This window comes from Gallaecimonas kandeliae (assembly GCF_030450055.1).
Lineage (GTDB): Bacteria > Pseudomonadota > Gammaproteobacteria > Enterobacterales > Gallaecimonadaceae > Gallaecimonas > Gallaecimonas kandeliae.
On the sequence record NZ_CP118480.1, the window covers coordinates 1,202,184 to 1,219,284 of the forward strand.

The following is a 17,101-nucleotide window of genomic DNA, read 5'->3' on the forward strand; positions in this document are numbered from 1 at the left end:
GCGTTTTTCTTAGGCCTTGGCGCTGATCCCGCCTTGCGGCGTGCGCCAATAATCCGGCTCCTTGCCCATCAGCAGCCAGGCGTAGGCGATGAGCTCCGCCACTATCTGGTAGAGCTCGGGGGGTATCTCTTCGCCGGCCTCCAGCCGGGCCAGGCTTTGCAGCAGCCCCTCGTCCTCGTGGACCAAGAGCCCCTTTTCGCGGGCCTGGGCCACCAGTCGCCTGGCTTCTTCACCGCTCAGCTTGAAGTCCAGCTTCGGTGGGCTGGAGCCGTCGTAGGAAAGGCCGAGGGCCTGGTCCTTGTTTGCCATCAAGACTCCTTCAAACCAGTTCGTTGATGCCGCCCACCGGCGGCATCAAGCGCTTGGGCACCTTGCCTTGAAAGCTGTGCAGCGCAGGGGTGAGGTTGAGGTCGGCCAGGCGCCTGGCAAGGCGCGGCAAGGTCTCGTCCACCCTGGCCTTGAGGGCCGGGCTGTCTGCGTAGAAACGCAGCTGCTGGACGCCGGCCTTGACCAGCAGCCGCCCGAGGCCGGGTATGGGAAAGAGCAGCGTCAGTACCGGCTCTTCCTCGGCCTTGCCGCCGGCGGGCCGCTTTTTTTTCGGCCAGGCCAGCTCCAGCCAGTCGCTGGCCCAGGGCAGGGGCAGGGCCCAGAAGAGGTTGTCCTGGCTCGATTGCACCTGGGCCTGCTCCAGGCGGCCAAGGCCCTGGTTGAGCAGGGCCTTGGCGTCGTCTGAGAGCAGGCTCAGCCATTTTTGCAGCGCCGGGGGCAGGGGGCTGCCGGCATTGGCCAGGCGCGCCGCCAGGGCTCCCAGCAGCCATTGCCGTACCGCCGGGCTTTTGCCCTCGGCCGGCAGCAGCAGGCTGGTCAGCAGCTGCGGCAGCTTCTCCAGGGCCAGCTCCGGCAACAGCTTGGCGAGGGCCGCCCCGTCCGGGCTTGGCAGTGTCAGGCCTATGGCCAGCCTGGCTCCTTCGGCAGAGAGTGGGGCTTGGGCCGCCAAGGGGAGGGTCAGCCTGGGCTGGCCTGTGGCCTTGGCGCTCTCCGAGGGAGCGGCCGGAGGCGGCGTCGTGGGGGGGGCTATCTTCAATGCTGGTCCTCGGCTAGCCAGTCTTGAGCATTATGGTATCATCCTAAGAACCTTATCAGTCAGGCCATCATGGATGACCTATCCCCTTCTTGCTGCTGACAATTTATGTTGCATCCGAGAGGAGCGCTGCCTGTTCGAAGGCCTGAGTTTCTCCTTGGAGCCAGGCCAGCTGGTGCAGTTGGAAGGGCGCAACGGCGCCGGCAAAAGCAGCCTGCTGGCGCTTCTGGCGGGCCTCGCCAGGCCTGATGCCGGCCAGGTGTACTACCTGGGCCAGCCCATAGAGGCGGTGCGCCAGGCTTATCATCAGGATCTGCTGTTCATCGGCCACCAGGGCGGCATCAACCCTGTGCTGAGCCCCCTCGAAAACCTTGCCTTCTACGCCAAGGTGCTGCCGGCCCATCCGGTGGACCCCTGGGAGCTGCTGGACAGGGTAGGGCTCTTCGGCTTCGAAGAGCAGCCCGTGGGCCAGCTCTCCGCCGGCCAGCAGCGGCGGGTGGCCTTGGCCCGGCTCTGGCAGAGCAAGGCCAGGCTCTGGTTGCTGGACGAACCCATGACGGCGGTGGACAAGAAGGGTGTCCAGGCCCTGGAAGCGCAACTTGAGGCCCATTGCCAGGGCGGCGGCGCCGTCATCTTCACCACCCACCAGCCCCTGGGGCTCTCGTTGAGCCACTGCCTTAAGCTGGAGGCGGCGTGAGGACGGCTTTTACCAGCATCCTCAAGCGCGACCTGCAGGTCGCTTTTCGCCGCCGGGCCGAGGTGCTCAATCCCCTTGTTTTCTACCTGCTGGTCATCACCCTCTTTCCCCTGGGCCTGGGGCCAGAGCCGCAGCTGCTGGCCCGCCTGGCGCCCGGCATCCTCTGGGTGGCGGTGTTGCTGTCGGCGCTGCTGTCCTTCGAGCGGCTGTTCAAGGACGATCTGGCGGACGGCTCCCTGCCGCAGTTGATGCTGTTGCCGCTACCCCTGCCGCTGGTGGCGTTGGCCAAGGTCTGTGCCCACTGGCTGTTGACGGCCTTGCCGCTGCTGGTGCTGTCGCCCCTGGCGGCGGTGCTGCTGCACCTGGACGGGGCCGGCTGGTGGGCGCTGCTGCTGACGTTGCTGCTGGGCAGCCCGGCCCTGAGCCTGGTGGGGGCCGTGGGCGTGGCCCTGACGGTGGGGCTAAAAAGGGGCGGTATCCTTTTGAGTTTGCTGGTATTACCCCTGTATATTCCCATATTGATATTCGCGGTCGGCGCCATGGAGGCGGCCGGCCTTGGCCTTGGCTACCAAGGGCAGCTGGCGCTGCTGGGCGCCATCAGCATGGCGGCTTTGACCCTCTGTCCCTTTGCCATAGCGGCGGCGCTGCGGGTCAGCCTGGATTGAAGGAGTAGGGAGCATGTGGAGCTGGTTACACCCTTACGCCAAGCCGGAAAAGGCCTACGGGCTCTGCCGGCGCCTGCAGCCCTGGCTGTTGTGGCCGGCCCTGGCGCTGCTGGTGCTGGGGTCGGTTTGGGGCCTTGCCTTCGTCCCCCCCGATTACCAGCAGGGGGACAGCTTTCGCATCATCTACCTCCATGTGCCCACCGCCATGCTGGGCATGGGGGGCTACCTGGCCATGGCCATAGCGGCCCTGGTGGGGCTGGTCTGGCAACAGCGCCTGGCCGAGCTGGCCATACAGGCGGTAGCGCCTGTGGGGGCCGTCTTCACCTTCCTGTCGCTCTTCACCGGCGCCGTCTGGGGCAAACCCACCTGGGGTACCTGGTGGGAATGGGACGCACGCCTGACGTCCCAGTTGATCCTCTTGTTCCTCTACCTGGGGGTGATGGCCCTCTATGGCGCCATCAGCGACAAGCGCACCGCCGGCCGCGCCGCCGGCCTGCTGGCCCTGGTGGGGGTAGTCAACCTGCCCATCATCCATTACTCGGTGCAGTGGTGGAACACCCTGCACCAGGGCTCTACCATCAGCCGCCTGGACCCGACCATAGATCCCAGCATGATCTGGCCGCTGCTGGTCAACCTGGCCGGCTTTGCCCTGCTGCTGGGGGCATTGTCCCTCAAGCGCATGGCCACCCTGCTCCTGGCCCAGGAGTCGCGGCGGCCCTGGGTCATCAAGATGCTGGAGGCCAGGCATGTACTTTAAGGATTGGCACGCTTTCCTGGCCATGGGCGGCCACGGTGTCTACGTTTGGCTGGCCTACGGTGTCTCTTTGCTGAGCCTGTTGGGTCTGGTCTGGTACCTGTGGCGGGCCGAAAAATCCTTCTGGCAGAGCCTGGACAAGCGCGAAGCCAGGGCAAGGCGCCGGGCCCAGCGCAGCATGGAGGAGGTCATCGATGAACCCGCGTCGTAAGGCCAGGCTGGCGATAGTGCTGGCCATAGGGCTGGGGCTCAGCGCCACTGTCGGCCTGGTGCTCTACGCCCTTGGCCAGAACATCGATCTCTTCTACACCCCGGTGGAGATGCACCACGGCAAGGATGGCGTGTTACCCCAGGCCGGCCAGCGGCTGCGTATCGGCGGCCTGGTGGTGCCCGGCACTGTGACGCGTGACGCCAAAAGCCTGGCGGTGAGCTTCGATCTTACCGACAACAGCGGCGAGCGGGTCAGGGTCAGCTATGTGGGGATATTGCCGGATCTCTTCCGGGAGGGGCAGGGCATAGTGGCCCAGGGCCGCCTCCAGGCCGACGGCACTGTCCAGGCATCCGAAGTGCTGGCCAAGCACGACGAGAAATACATGCCGCCCGAAGTGGCGGGTGCCGCCAAGGCCCAGCATGAGCGAGGCGTCAATGGTTCCTGAGCTGGGGCATTTCGCCCTTATCGTCGCCTTCTTCCTGGCGCTGCAGGCTTCCTTCTATCCCCTCTGGGGCGCCCACAGGGGTGATGAGCGGCTGATGGCCCTGGCCAGGCCCCTGGCCTTCGGCCAGCTGCTGTTCGTGGCCCTCAGCTTCGGGGCCCTGGTCCATGCCTTCGTGGTCAACGATTTCAGCCTGGTCTATGTGGCGGCCCACTCCAACAGTAAGCTGCCCCTGCCTTACCGTATCAGCGCCACCTGGGGGGCCCATGAAGGCTCCTTGCTGCTCTGGGTGTTGATCCTGACCGGCTGGGGCGCGGCCGTGGCGCTCTTTTCCCGGGCCCTGCCGCAACCGGCAGTGGCCAGGGTGCTGGCGGTGATGGGCATGATAGGGGCCGGCTTCCTGGCCTTCATCCTCTTCACCTCCAATCCTTTCGAGCTGGGCTTGCCCTATTACCCGGTGGACGGCGCCGACCTCAATCCGCTGCTGCAGGACCCTGGCCTGGTGGTGCATCCGCCCATGCTCTACATGGGCTATGTGGGCTTCTCGGTGGCCTTCGCCTTTGCCATAGCGGCGCTGCTCTCCGGCAAGCTGGATACGGCCTGGGCCCGCTGGTCAAGGCCCTGGACGGCGGCGGCCTGGCTGTTCCTGACCATCGGCATCACCCTCGGCTCCTGGTGGGCCTACTACGAGCTCGGTTGGGGTGGCTGGTGGTTCTGGGATCCGGTGGAAAACGCCTCCTTCATGCCCTGGCTGGCCGGTACCGCCTTGATGCACTCCCTGGCGGTGAGCGAGAAGCGCGGCGTCTTCAAGGCCTGGACAGTGCTGCTGGCCATTGCGGCCTTTTCCCTCAGCCTGCTGGGTACCTTCCTGGTGCGCTCCGGTGTCCTGGTGTCTGTCCATGCCTTCGCCTCGGATCCGGCTCGCGGCCTCTTCATCCTGGCCTTCCTGGTGCTGGTCATCGGCGGCAGCCTGGGCCTTTATGCCTTGCGGGCCGGCCGGGTGAAGAGCCAGGGCAGCTTCGAACTTTTGAGCCGCGAGACCTTGCTGCTGGGCAATAACGTCTTCTTGACCACCGCCTGCCTGGTGGTGGTGCTGGGCACCCTGATGCCGCTGGTGCACCGGGAGCTGGGTCTGGGCGCCATCTCGGTGGGCGCCCCCTTCTTCAACAGCCTCTTCACCTGGCTCTTCGTGCCCTTCGCCTTCGCCATGGGGGCAGGTCCCCTGGCCAGGTGGAAGCGGGAGCCTGCAGCGGCCCTCTTGAAACGCTTGAGCCTGGCCTTTGCCCTCAGCCTGGTGCTGGGTGTCAGCCTGCCACTGCTGCTGGCGGACAAGGCCCAAGGCTACGCCATGCTGGGCCTGGCCTTGGCGGCCTTCATCCTCATCACCAGCGTACTGGAGGTGCAGCTGCGGGTGGGTAACCGCCACGGCTTCTTCCAGGGGCTGCTGTTGCTGAGCCGCAGCCACTGGGCCATGATCCTCGGCCATCTGGGGCTGGCGGTGACCGTTATCGGCATAGCGCTGACCACCAGCTATTCGGTGGAAAAGGATGTCAGGCTCAAGCCGGGGGAGACCTACGAGCTGGCCGGCTATGGCTTTCATTTCGACAATATCGGCCCTGTCACAGGCCCCAACTACCAGGGCTACGGCGCCCACTTCTCGGTCAGCCACAACGGCAAGGTGGAGGCACAGCTGGATGCCCAGAAACGTTTCTATTCGGTGGCCGGCTCGGTGATGACGGAGGCGGGCATAGATCCAGGTCTCGGGCGTGACCTCTATGTCGCCCTCGGCGAGCAGCTCAAGGATGGCAGCTGGGCGGTGCGGCTGCACGTCAAACCCTTTGTGCGCTGGATCTGGGGGGGCGGTATCATCATGGCCTTTGCCGGCCTCTTGGTGGTGACCGACAGGCGTTATCGATTCAAGAAGCTGCGGGAGGCGGTGGCATGAAAAAGTGGTGGTTGCTGGTGCCCCTGGCATTGTTCCTGGCCCTGGCCTCCTTCTTGCTGCGCGGCCTTTTTTCCGACCCCCGCACCCTGGATTCGGTGCTGGTGGGAAAGCCGGTGCCGGCTTTTACCATGGTCGATCTCTTCGAGCCGGCCAAGCATTATGACGCCGCCCTGTTGGCCGACGGCAAGCCGGTGCTGCTCAACGTCTGGGCCACCTGGTGCCCCACCTGCTATGCCGAGCACCAGTACCTGAACAGCCTGGCCCGTGAGGGGGTGCGTATCGTCGGCCTCAACTACAAGGACGAGCGGGACAAGGCCATGGCCTGGCTCAGCAAGCTGGGCAATCCCTATGCCGTGACCCTTTTCGACCCAGACGGTATGCTGGGCCTGGATTTGGGCGTCTACGGCGCCCCTGAGACTTTCCTTATCGACGGGCAGGGCATCATCCGCTACCGCCACGTCGGTGACGTCAACGAGCGGGTCTGGAACGAGACCTTGAAGCCACTCTACAACGGACTGAAGCCATGATCCGAAAGCTGCTGTTTATCCTGCTGTTGCCAGCCGCCTTCCTGTCCATGACCGCCCATTGTGCGGTGGATGCCTACACCTTTGACGATCCGGCAAAAGAGGCCCAGTTCAACCAGCTCATCAAGGAGCTGCGTTGCCCCAAATGCCAGAACCAGGACATTGCCGACTCTGACGCCGAGCTGGCCAAGGATCTGCGGGAGAAGGTCTACGAGATGACCCAGGCCGGCAAGAGCCGCCAGGAGATCATCCGCTACATGAAGGCCCGTTACGGGGATTTCATCCACTACCAGCCGCCGGTGCGCATGGACACCATCATCCTCTGGCTGGCCCCTGTCATGGTGCTGGTCGGCGGCCTCATCTTCATCTTCGTGCGGGCCAGCCGGGACCCGGCCGTGGCCCTGAGTGAGGAAGAAAAGAAGCGCCTGCGGCGGCTGCTGGATGAAAAGGAGCCCCGTCCATGACAGGCCTTTACCTGGGCATGGCGGCCTTGCTGGCCCTGGCGGCGGCCTTGGTGCTGCTGCCGAGCCTGGTCCGGGTAAAGCGCCATTCCAAAGGGATGACCCAGCGGCAGCTCAATCTCGAACTCTATCGCCATCGCCTGGACGAGCTTAAAGGGGAGCGGGAGCAGGGTCTGGTGGACGCCGGCCGCTTCGACGAGCTGGACAGCGAACTCAAGCGCAGCCTGCTGGACGATACCGAGCAGCCGCAGGGCAGGGGAAATACCGCCGGCTGGAAGCTGCTGCTACCCGGGCTCTTGGTGCTGGTGTTGGGAACTCTCGGGCTTTACCGGCTACTGGGGGCCGAGCCCAAGCTTGCCCACTGGCAGCAGGTAATGGCGGGCTTACCGAGCCTTGCCGAGCGGGTCCTGAAACCCAAGGCGGGGCAGGAACTCAGCCGCGACGAGATGCAGGATCTCGCCCTTGGGATCCGTACCCGCCTGTTGAGCCGGGACGACAAGAACGCCTGGGTTTTCCTGGGGAAGGTGGGTTTTGCCCTTGAGGAGGCCAGCCTCTCTCAGGATGCCTATCGCCGCGCCCTGGCCATGGATCCAGACAACAGCGGCGCCTTATTGGGGCTGGCCCAGTCCCTGCTGGCGGATGGCGGCGAGGCGGGCATCAGCCAGGCCGGCGAGGTGCTTGGCCGCCTGCTGGCCAAGGAGCCCGGCAACCAGGACGCCATGCTGCTTTCGGGGCTGGTGGCCTTTGAACATCAGGATTATGATCAGGCCGCGACCCTCTGGCAGCAGCTGAAGGGGCAATTGCCGGAAGGCGACCCCCGCAAGGCCCTGTTGGACCAGCGCATCCAAGATGCCCGGGCCAAGCTCAAGGGCAAGGGCCGGCACCTGCTGGTGAAGGTCGCTCTGGCCCCGGCGCTGGCCGGACAATTGCCCAAGGATGCCAGCCTTTTCGTTTTTGCCCGAGGCCCCCAAGGCGGGCCGCCGCTGGCGGCCGTGCGGCTGCCGCTGTCCAGGCTGCCGACGGAAGTGGAGTTGTCTGATGCCACCTCCATGATCCCGGGGCGCAGCCTGGGGGATGCCGATCAGTACCAGATAGGTGCCCGGATCAGCCAGAGCGGCATGGTGGGCAAGAGCCAGTCTGGCGATCTCAGTGGCGAAGCGGGGCCTGTCGAGGCCTCGCAGCAGCACGTCAATCTCATCATCGATACAAGGATCCCCTGAATGAGGTGGTTAATCAGTTTTTCCCTGGTCCTGCTGGCCGGTTGTGCCGCCAGGCCCCAGGTTCTCCCCGACGCCAAGCCGCCCGTGGTCAAGCCCGCTTCCGAGCGTGACCCCATCGAAAGCTTCAACAGGGCCATGTGGCACTTCAACTGGGATATCCTGGATCCCAATGTCGCCCGCCCCGTCACAGTGGCCTACACCCAGCATGTCCCGACCCTGGTGCAGAAAGGGCTCTTGAACTTTGCCGACAACCTCGGTGAACCTGGCAGCGCCGTCAACCAGCTGCTGCGCCTCGAGTTTGCCCGTTCCGGCAAGACCTTTGGGCGCTTCCTCCTCAACAGCACCTTCGGCCTGCTGGGCTTTATCGATGTGGCCACCATCGCCGGTATCGACAGGCATGAGACCCAGTTTGGCCAGGTCCTTGGCTACTACGGGGTGGCCGAAGGCCCCTACGTGATGTTGCCGGTGCTGGGTCCCACCACTCCCAGGGACAAGGTCGGGGATGTCGTGGACTTCCTCTATCCGCCGCTCGCCGCCCTCAACTTCACCGAGAAAGCCATCCGCTGGGGCATCTTGGGCATAGACCAACGGGCCAGGCTCATTCCGCAGGAAGGGATCATCCATCAGAGCGTCGATCCTTACGCCTTCATCCGTGAAGCTTATTTCCAGGACAGCTACTACAAGACCTTCGACCAGCCCATGAAGCAGGAAGAGGAGAACATCGACATCGACTCCTACCTGGACGAGGTGGAATGAAAAGAGGCGCTGCGGCGCCTTTTTTTATGGCGGTACAGCCTATCTTTTCGGCAGTTGAAAGGCTCTTGGGGCTGGCCACATTGACAGTGGCCGGTATCTGGACAAGGGTTGAGATAAGCAGTCTTTAAGGGAAAGGGGCGCGTAAGCGCCCTTTTGATGGATGGCAAGAGAACGCATTCTGGTCGTGGACGATGAGCCGGTGTTCCTGCGCCTGCTGGTGGCTTTCCTGCGTCGCCTCGATTTCGACGTGGTGGATGTGACCGGCCTGGAGTCGGCCATGGCGGTGCTGGCCCAGGAGGACATCGATCTGGTGCTCTGCGATCTGCAACTGGGGGATGGCTCCGGCCTTGCCCTGTTGGAGCAGGTCCGCGACGCTTACCTTGATTTGCCCGTGGTGCTGATCTCCGGCACGGCCAACATGGAGGACGTGACCAAGGCGCTGCGCCTTGGGGCCAGCGACGTCTTGCTCAAGCCCATCAACGAGTTGGCCATGGTCGAGTACGCGGTGGAGTCGGCCTTGGAGCGCCGCCGCCTGATGCGGGAAAACCAGCGGCTGACGGAAGAGCTGGAGGCGGCCCATGTCGAGCTGGAGCTGAACCTGCGGATGCTGGAAGAGAGCAAGCTGGCGGGCAGGGAGATCCAGTTGCAGATGATGCCCCAGGGCTGCTTCCGCTGGCACGAACTGACCCTGCGCTATCAGCTGTTCAGTGCCACCGAGATCGCCGACCAGTTCATCGACTATGTTGCCCTGGATGATCGCTACCTGGCGGTATTGGTGGGCCGTTTCACCCACGTATCCTCCAACAGCGCCTTCCTGTCGGTGCTGCTGAAAAGCCTGTTCAACCAGCCTCTCAAACAATATCGCAGTGGCGAACCCTCGGTACTGCTGAACCCTGGCCCTTTCCTCGAATACCTGAACAACGAATTGTTGAAAAGCCAGCTGGAGCAGCCGGTCAGGGCCACCTATTTCCTGGTGGACAGGGAAAAGCACCAGTTGCATTACGCCAACGCCGGCTATCAGCCGGTGGCGTTGCTGTCGGGCATCGCCCTCAAAGGGGGCCAGGCGCCGCTCGGCATGTTTGAATGGAGCCGCTACCAGACTGAAACCCTGGATTTTGTCGCCCAGGGGCAGCTGCTGTTGGCCAACAGGGCCGTGGAATGGCGCTGGCCCCTGTCTCCCGACCTCAGCCTGTCGGAACAGCTCTCTCTGCCAGAAGAAGGGGGCAGGGACGATGACCTCTTGTTGATGGGGCTTTTCTACCAGCGGACGGCCCAGGCCAGCTGAGTCCCTTGGCTGGCTTTAGAGCAGCCGCAGGTAGAGTAGCAACCAAGCCAGGCTCGAGCCCTTTTTCCCTATGCGATAGCCGTTACCGTACCTGTCCCGCAGTTCAGCGTGGCTGGCCTGTGGTGTTGCCTTCAATTCCTGGCTAGCCAGGCGCGCCATCTCCAAGGCACTGAAGCAGGGCGGCAATACCAGCACATAGAGGCATTGTTCACTGTCGTAGAGGCTGAGCCTGGCAGGGGTGCGGGACATCCGTATTCCTGGCTTGGTACTGAGGCGGAAGGGATTCATAAGACTTTGATAAGCATAGAGGCTGGGGAAGTGGAGTCAAAAGAGCGGCGATAAAAAAGCCCCGCCAGGCGGGGCTTTTTTGCAGGTCCCTTTTAGTCGTGGGACTTGCGCATGGCTTCGTGGTCAGCGGTGACGGCGATCTCTGCTTCCACGTTGTGGGCCTTGGACTCGGCGCCGTGCATCCAGTCGATCAGCCTGTCGGCCAACAGCCACAGGCAGAAACCGGCGACGAAGGCCATGATGGCCACGCCTGCGAAGGTCCCCAGAGGGCCGGCTTCGCCAACCAGCTTACCTATCTCTGCGGCGGCATAGTTGCCCACGCCGGAGAAGAAGAACCACATCCCCATCAGCAGCGAGGTGTACTTGAGGGGAGCCAGCTTGGAAACCATGGACAGGCCGATGGGGGACAGGCACAGCTCACCCATGGTGTGGAAGATGTAGGCCATGACCAGCCAGATCACATGGGCCTTGGCCGTTTCGCTGTCGCCGATCTGCAGGGCGGCGCCGACCATGCTGATAAAGCCCAGCCCCAGGAACAACATGCCCAAGGCAAACTTGCGGGGGGAGTCGGGCTCCTTTTCACCCATGCGGATCCAGGTGCTGGCGAAGATAGGGGCCAGTATCAGGATGAACAGGGGGTTCACAGACTGCAGCCAACTGGCGGGCATCTCCCAGCCGAAGAACACCAGATCGGTCTTGTACTTGGCGAAGAGGTTCATGGAGCCTGCGGCTTGCTCGAAGCCGGCCCAGAAGATGATGGTGAAGAAGCTCATGATCAGTATCACCTTGATACGGTCACGCTCCTCATGGGTCAGGGGCTTCTTGTTGGCAGTCACGGCATCGTTGCCGGAAGACATCTTCGCTGAGGGCACGGTGCCGATGCTGCCCAGGTACTTGTTGGAAAGGGCCAGTTGCAGGACGACACCGATAAGCAGGCCAATACCGGCTGTGATAAAGCCGTACTGGTAGTCGATCTTTTCACCGATGGAACCGACCACAAAGTAGCCCAGGATAGAGCCCAGGTTGATACCCATGTAGAAGATGGTGAAGGCACCGTCGCGGCGATGATCCCCTTCCTTGTAAAGGTCACCGACCATGGTGGAGATGTTGGGCTTGAAGAAGCCGTTGCCGATGATCAGCAGCGCCAGGCCCAGCATCAGGAACTCATGCTCCATGCCAGGGATGAGGCTGTGAGGAGTACCCAGGGCAAACTGGCCGAGGGCCATGATGACACCGCCAAGGATGATGGATTTGCGTTGGCCGGCGACGTTGTCGGCAAACCAGCCGCCAAAGACCGGAGTGACGTAAACCAGGAAGGCATAGGTGCCCAGGTATGAAAGGGCATTGGAGCTCAGCGCATTCTGGTAGGCTTCCTCAGCGCCCGGCATTTTGGGGTCTATGCCGAAATAGGACATATCCCAGCCCATGGCGGCCGCGGTAGCGACAGTGGTCAGGTACAGCACGAAGATGCCGCGCATACCGTAGTAGCTCATGCGCTCCCACATCTCTGTGGTAAAGAGCAGGAATAGGCCCTTGGGGTGGCCCAGCATGGTCCCCTGTGGGATGTTTTGGCTCATGAATGAACTCCCGTCCTTCGATGGTTCAGTTATTGTTTTGGTCGACGGCCACTTATACCCATGCCCCCTGCAAAACACAACCTGCGGCGCGCCGAGTTGTGAGTCATGGCGGGCAGCAGGGCGGCATGGCGTGGGCATTTCTACTGATGGCGAGGAACTAGGCAAACAGGCTTTGGCGTTATTGAAAGTTGACATAGCGGGAGTAAACTACTCGTCTATTGTGACATAGGATTTGTCCGGAGAAGTTCAGTGTTGGGTTGGTATCTGGTGTATTGCCGTGCAAAGCAGGAAATGCGGGCAAAAGCGAACCTCATGAATCAGGGATTCGAGACCTATCTCCCCAGGATTTTGGCTACCGACATCCAGCGCGGCCGGCGTCAGACCGCCGAGCGGGTGCTTTTCCCCAATTACCTCTTTGTGCATATCGATCCCACAGCTGGCGATTACTACAAGGTCCGCTCCACCCGGGGCGTCCATGGTTTCGTGCGCTGTGGCGAAAGCCCGGTGCGGGTCCCTGGCAAACTCATCAAGACCCTGGTCCTCAACGAAGAACGCCTGGAAAGCCAGGGAGCCTTGGACTCTGGCTTCAAGGCTGGCCAGAAGATCCGCTTGCTGAACGGTCCATTCAAGGGCTTGAGCGCCGTCTATCAGATGGAGGATGGTGAAGAGCGAGCCAAGGTCATGGTCGAACTTCTCAGTCATCACTCTTCCATCTCCATCTCCTTAAAGGACATTGAACGATTGTGAGAGAAGGCTTGCCCCTTGGCCCGCCTTTGGCTTTTATTTGGCGATTCTGTGCCGGCACATCTATGACCGGCAATGGGGGCGGCAACAATCTGAATTTTGTTAACGGATTGTATGTGACGAGGCCTGTGATGGCGGGCTTGTATCAGCCGTTTTGGCTGGGCTTTTTGTATAAAAGCATCCCAAAGCTTGTTAATCTAGCTGCCATCCAGAAGCGTTATTGGTGACAATTTTTTGACACCCTGGAGAGGCCATGCAGCTAGGCCTTTCAAGATTCCCCCGGAGGTCGAGGGAGTGCGGGATAAACTGAGTAGGGCAATGTAAGGAAATGGTGGAAAATTTGTTATTGCTACATGAGAAGCACAAAGTGTGACCGATGGACCATTGGTCGCACTTTGTGCTTTTTGCTTTGTCGCTTGAGCACAGCTAAGGAAGCCCAAGACAATATGCCCAATACCAGCACTGTGGGAGCTGCAACCCAGGGGCGGTAGCGTGCCTGAATGTAATGGCTTGCTTGTGTTTATCTTCTTGTTTTTAAATGATTTTTTCTTGTTGTGCTCATGACGGTTTTGTCCTGGGCGCCGCTCGGGAGGAAATCTGCCGTGGACCTTTGCCAAATGATAAAACGGAGCATTGTGTGTTGAGGAAATTCTGGTTTGCGCTCATCGGCCTGCTGATGTGTGGTACCGCTTCGGCCATTGCTATCTCACCGGCGATGATAGAGCAGTTCAAGGCCATGCCCCGCGCCCAGCAGGAACAGCTGATGAAGCAATATGGCATCGATCCTTCGCAGTTGGGGCTAAGCCAGGGGCAGAGCCAGAGCGTGGAGCCTCAGGCAGTGCCTTTGCAGCAGCGCCCCTCCGAGCAGCAGGACAGCGCCAAGCAGGCCAAGGATGACAGGGGCAGCCATGATGACGAGGCCAAGCCCAAGCGCTTCGGGTTGAACCTTTTCGACGCTGACGTCAGCACCTTCGCTCCGGTGGACAATGCCCCCGTGCCCGACGACTACGTGGTGGGCGTAAACGACATCATCAACGTCCAACTCTACGGTAAGGAAAGCCAGCAGCTCAGCCTGAAGGTGGAGAGGGACGGCACCATCAACTTTCCGGACCTGGGACCCTTGAACCTTGCCGGCATGACCTTTGCCAAGGCCAAGGCGGTGATAGAAGAGCGCGTCAAAACCCAGATGATTGGGGTCAGCGCCGCTGTCAACCTCAACAGCCTGCGCACCATCAGTGTCTTCGTTGCCGGTGAAGCCAAGAATCCCGGTTCCTATGCGCTACCGGCCTTGGCAACCGTCACTCAGGCGCTTTTCGTGGCGGGTGGTGTCAGCGACATCGGCAGTTTGCGTCACATCGCCGTCAAGCGTGCCGGCAAGACGGTCGCCCAGTTCGACCTTTACGATCTGCTACTGCGCGGTGACGCTTCTGACGATATCCGCCTGCAATCCGGTGACGTCGTCTTCATCCCTCCTTACTCCGGCCTGGTGGAGGCAAAAGGTGAAGTGCGCCGTCCAGCCCTTTACGAAATCAACAAAGGCGATACCCTGAAAGATCTCTTGGCCATGGCCGGTGGTGCCCGCTCCGGTGCCTATCCCAAGGCCTCGGTCCTGGAGCGGATCAACGACCAGAACCTGCGTGACATCCAGAACGTCGACCTGACCCAGGCCAAGGTTCTCCAACAAGCTATCAAGGCTGGAGATGTGCTGCGGGTAGGGGTCACCTCAGACCGTTATGCCAATGCCGTGGTGCTGGCGGGCGCCGTCGTTCGCCCTGGCAAGTATGCCTGGCACCAGGGCATGCATGTGCATGACTTGGTGGGTAGCCTTTGGGCCGATCTCAAGATCTCCGCCGACCTCGATTACGCCCTGGTGGTGCGGGAAGTTAACGAGCTTGGGGATATCGAAGTACACCAGTTCGCCCTTGGCCAGGCGGTCACTGAACCTGGCGGTGACCAGGACCTGACTCTCTCACCCCACGATGTGGTGGTGGTATTCAATTACGACGACAGCAGCCTGGACAGGAAAAAGCTCAACAAGCTGGTGGCAAAGGAATTAGAGCCGGTACTTAGCAAGCCTGCTTCCCAGCGCTGGTTGACGGATGATCTCGTGGCCAGAGGGTTTGAATACCTGGAACAAAAACCTGAAGACATCAAAGCGACTTCGGTAGCTGGTTACGCCATAGAAGACACTGCATCCGAGCAGGCTGATAGTCTAAGTAAAGAAGAGCAAGTCAACACCCTGGGCCATGAAGTCAGCAAGTTGTTAGCCCGTATCTATGTTGAGCCCAAGCTGATGGCGTTGACCCCTGAACTAAGCCGTCAGGAACTGCTTTACCCTATATTGAGCAAGCTGAGGGTCCAAGCCCGCAACGGCTCTGATCTGAAGCTGGTCAGTATCAGTGGTGATGTGAAGGTGCCCGGGGATTACCCCCTTGTCGTCGGTGGGAATGTCAGGAGCTTGGTCACAGCCGCTGGCGGCCTGAAGGTATCTGCCTATGTAGGCCGTGCCGAGTTGACCCGGGCCATGGGCAGCAACAAGAACGTCAACGGCATCAGCGTCGAACATCAGGCCATAGACCTGGAAACCGCCATCAAGGGTGGAGCCGACAACCTGGCTCTGGTCAGTCGTGATCACCTCAACGTATTCGCCACTCCCGACTGGCAGGTGGACAGGGTCGTGGAGGTGCGTGGCGAGGTGAAATTCCCCGGCCGCTACACTGTGCACAGGGGAGAGACGTTGGAAGACGTGCTGCTGCGTGCGGGCGGCGTTACCCAGTATGCCTTTGTCGATGGCGCCGTCTTTACCCGTAAGCAGGTCCAGCAGCGGGAGAAGATGCAGGTGGACAAGCTTATCGAGCAGCTGCGTACTGATGTGGCAACCCGCGCCTTGTCCGCCGAGCGTGCCCAGGTGGGCTACCAAGACGCCATGGCCATGATAGGTGAGCTGCAGAAGGTGCAACCCCTTGGCCGCCTGGTTATCGACCTTCCTGATATCTTGGCCGGTGACGCCAATGCCGATATGCAGGTGGAAGACGGGGATATCCTCTATGTGCCTCGCAAGACCGACACCATCAGCGTAGTGGGTGAGGTACAACATGCAGCCAGTCATCGCTTCAAGGCTGACATGACGGTGGATGACTACCTGAACTTGTCTGGCGGCTTCCGCAAGCGGGCGGACGACGACCACGTCTACGTGATCCGCGCCGACGGCTCTGTGATGATCCCCCATGGCACCAGCTGGTTCAGCGCAAACAACGACAGCCTGCGCCCCGGTGATACCGTCGTCGTGCCTTTGGATACCGAGTACATGAACAGCCTGTCATTGTGGAGCAACGTGACCCAGATCATTTATCAGAGCGCTGTGGCCCTGGCTGCTATCGCGACCCTGTAATAGAAGCCTGGCAGCATAGGCTGCCGGGCAAGCTAACAGCTTTGAGCTCCCAAACTCCCGAAGCTCTCAGCTCATAAGGTTGAAAATGAATCAAATGAAAGACGCTGACTTTCCCGCGCAGCAGGGCGTACCGCATCCTGGTTATCTGCCGGCACGGGACGATGAAATTGATCTTCGCGAGCTTTTCGCCGCCATCTGGGCCGGCAAGTGGATGGTGCTCATCGTTACATTCATCTTTGCCCTGGGGTCTGTGGCCATCGCCCTTTACCTGCCTAATGTCTATAAGTCAGAAGCTTTGGTGGCTCCTGCTGACAGCGATCAAAAAGGTGGACTGGCAGGTCTTGCCAGCCAGTTTGGCGGCCTGGCTTCCCTGGCCGGCATCAACTTGGGTGGCTCCACTACCGATAAGACCGCACTGGCGTTGCAGGTGCTGAAATCCAGGGACTTTATCGGCCATTTTATCGATAGGCACCAGCTGCTGGTGCCACTCATGGCAGCCAAGGGCTGGGACAGGAGCAGTGATCAACTGAAGCTGGATGGCGATATCTATGATGCCCAGGCTCAAGAGTGGGTAAGAAAGGCCAAGCTGCCTTTTAAATCCAAGCCGTCGGCCCAGGAGGCTTACAAGAAGTTTGTCAAGGATGTACTAGTCACTAGCCAGGACAAGGAGTCTGGAATGGTGACTATCGCTACTAGCTTCTATTCCCCTGAACTTGCACAACAATGGACCGCCTGGCTAGTACAGGATCTCAACGAAGTAATGCGCCAGCGAGATATGGCGGAGGCTAAGAAAAGCATCAGGTATCTGGAAAACCAGATAAACAAGACCAACTTGGCCGACCTCAAATCCATGCTCTATCAATTGGTGGAAGAGCAAACCAAGACCTTGATGTTTGCTGAGGTCCGCGATGAATACGTTTTTAAAACGGTCGACCCTGCGATAGTGCCCGAAGAAAAGGACAAACCTAAGCGTGCCCTTATTTGCATACTTGGGATTATGCTGGGAGGCATGTTAGGCGTTGCCTCGGCACTTATCAGATATTTTATGCGGAAGGAATAA

General features: G+C 61.0%; 18 protein-coding genes. 14 read left to right on the plus strand and 4 right to left on the minus strand.

The genetic code is table 11. The annotated features are described in order from the left end of the window. Positions 1-9 precede the first annotated feature (9 nt). Both PVT67_RS05865 and PVT67_RS05870 read right to left on the minus strand, forming a co-directional pair. Entirely contained in the window at positions 10-309 is a 300-nt protein-coding gene (locus PVT67_RS05865; protein ID WP_301498812.1) for an EscU/YscU/HrcU family type III secretion system export apparatus switch protein, read from the minus strand. A 10-nt stretch (positions 310-319) separates the two neighbouring features. Next, entirely contained in the window at positions 320-1,084 is a 765-nt protein-coding gene (locus tag PVT67_RS05870; protein WP_301498814.1) for a hypothetical protein, read from the minus strand. Between the two features lie 73 nt (positions 1,085-1,157). Between PVT67_RS05870 and ccmA the strand changes: the two genes are divergently transcribed. The 11 genes from ccmA (at position 1,158) to PVT67_RS05925 (ending at position 10,041) form a co-directional block, all read left to right on the plus strand. Further along, on the plus strand, positions 1,158-1,778 hold the full coding sequence (ccmA, locus tag PVT67_RS05875; RefSeq protein WP_301498817.1) for a cytochrome c biogenesis heme-transporting ATPase CcmA: 621 nt from the start codon (positions 1,158-1,160) through the stop codon (positions 1,776-1,778). Then, entirely contained in the window at positions 1,775-2,443 is a 669-nt protein-coding gene (ccmB, locus tag PVT67_RS05880) for a heme exporter protein CcmB (RefSeq protein ID WP_301498819.1), read from the plus strand. The genes ccmA and ccmB overlap by 4 nt, the downstream gene beginning before the upstream one ends. 13 nt (positions 2,444-2,456) lie before the next feature. Then, positions 2,457-3,200 (plus strand): heme ABC transporter permease, encoded by a 744-nt coding sequence (locus PVT67_RS05885; protein WP_301498822.1) that lies wholly within the window; start codon positions 2,457-2,459, stop codon positions 3,198-3,200. Continuing rightward, positions 3,190-3,408, plus strand: a complete 219-nt coding sequence (gene ccmD / locus PVT67_RS05890; protein ID WP_301498824.1) for a heme exporter protein CcmD — start codon at positions 3,190-3,192, stop codon at positions 3,406-3,408. Before PVT67_RS05885 ends, ccmD begins: the two co-directional genes overlap by 11 nt. Continuing rightward, positions 3,392-3,853 (plus strand): cytochrome c maturation protein CcmE, encoded by a 462-nt coding sequence (ccmE, locus tag PVT67_RS05895; protein ID WP_301498826.1) that lies wholly within the window; start codon positions 3,392-3,394, stop codon positions 3,851-3,853. The genes ccmD and ccmE overlap by 17 nt, the downstream gene beginning before the upstream one ends. Next, the gene (locus PVT67_RS05900) at positions 3,843-5,795 is read left to right on the plus strand and encodes a heme lyase CcmF/NrfE family subunit (RefSeq protein ID WP_301499654.1); all 1,953 of its coding nucleotides are present in this window, start codon (positions 3,843-3,845) and stop codon (positions 5,793-5,795) included. The genes ccmE and PVT67_RS05900 overlap by 11 nt, the downstream gene beginning before the upstream one ends. Continuing rightward, on the plus strand, positions 5,792-6,322 hold the full coding sequence (locus PVT67_RS05905; RefSeq protein WP_301498828.1) for a DsbE family thiol:disulfide interchange protein: 531 nt from the start codon (positions 5,792-5,794) through the stop codon (positions 6,320-6,322). Before PVT67_RS05900 ends, PVT67_RS05905 begins: the two co-directional genes overlap by 4 nt. Then, positions 6,319-6,783: a cytochrome c-type biogenesis protein gene (locus tag PVT67_RS05910; RefSeq protein WP_301498830.1), complete on the plus strand. Its 465-nt coding sequence runs from the start codon at positions 6,319-6,321 to the stop codon at positions 6,781-6,783. The genes PVT67_RS05905 and PVT67_RS05910 overlap by 4 nt, the downstream gene beginning before the upstream one ends. Continuing rightward, the gene (gene ccmI, locus PVT67_RS05915) at positions 6,780-8,000 is read left to right on the plus strand and encodes a c-type cytochrome biogenesis protein CcmI (RefSeq protein ID WP_301498832.1); all 1,221 of its coding nucleotides are present in this window, start codon (positions 6,780-6,782) and stop codon (positions 7,998-8,000) included. The genes PVT67_RS05910 and ccmI overlap by 4 nt, the downstream gene beginning before the upstream one ends. Then, positions 8,001-8,756, plus strand: a complete 756-nt coding sequence (locus PVT67_RS05920) for an MlaA family lipoprotein (RefSeq protein WP_301498834.1) — start codon at positions 8,001-8,003, stop codon at positions 8,754-8,756. Between the two features lie 160 nt (positions 8,757-8,916). Beyond that, on the plus strand, positions 8,917-10,041 hold the full coding sequence (locus tag PVT67_RS05925) for a response regulator (protein ID WP_301498836.1): 1,125 nt from the start codon (positions 8,917-8,919) through the stop codon (positions 10,039-10,041). A gap of 15 nt (positions 10,042-10,056) precedes the next feature. Here PVT67_RS05925 and PVT67_RS05930 read toward each other — a convergent pair whose 3' ends face one another. Continuing rightward, positions 10,057-10,290, minus strand: a complete 234-nt coding sequence (locus PVT67_RS05930) for a hypothetical protein (RefSeq protein WP_301498838.1) — start codon at positions 10,288-10,290, stop codon at positions 10,057-10,059. A gap of 131 nt (positions 10,291-10,421) precedes the next feature. Next, complete coding sequence (locus PVT67_RS05935) at positions 10,422-11,906, minus strand: peptide MFS transporter (protein ID WP_301498840.1); 1,485 nt, start codon at positions 11,904-11,906, stop codon at positions 10,422-10,424. A 249-nt stretch (positions 11,907-12,155) separates the two neighbouring features. Between PVT67_RS05935 and rfaH the strand changes: the two genes are divergently transcribed. From rfaH to PVT67_RS05950, 3 genes are all read left to right on the plus strand, one after another. Next, positions 12,156-12,653: a transcription/translation regulatory transformer protein RfaH gene (gene rfaH, locus PVT67_RS05940; protein WP_301498842.1), complete on the plus strand. Its 498-nt coding sequence runs from the start codon at positions 12,156-12,158 to the stop codon at positions 12,651-12,653. A gap of 634 nt (positions 12,654-13,287) precedes the next feature. Beyond that, positions 13,288-16,041 carry an SLBB domain-containing protein gene (locus tag PVT67_RS05945; protein WP_301498844.1) on the plus strand — a complete coding sequence of 918 codons (2,754 nt, stop codon included), beginning with the start codon at positions 13,288-13,290 and terminating at the stop codon, positions 16,039-16,041. 85 nt (positions 16,042-16,126) lie between these two features. Then, positions 16,127-17,101 (plus strand): Wzz/FepE/Etk N-terminal domain-containing protein, encoded by a 975-nt coding sequence (locus tag PVT67_RS05950; protein ID WP_336407811.1) that lies wholly within the window; start codon positions 16,127-16,129, stop codon positions 17,099-17,101.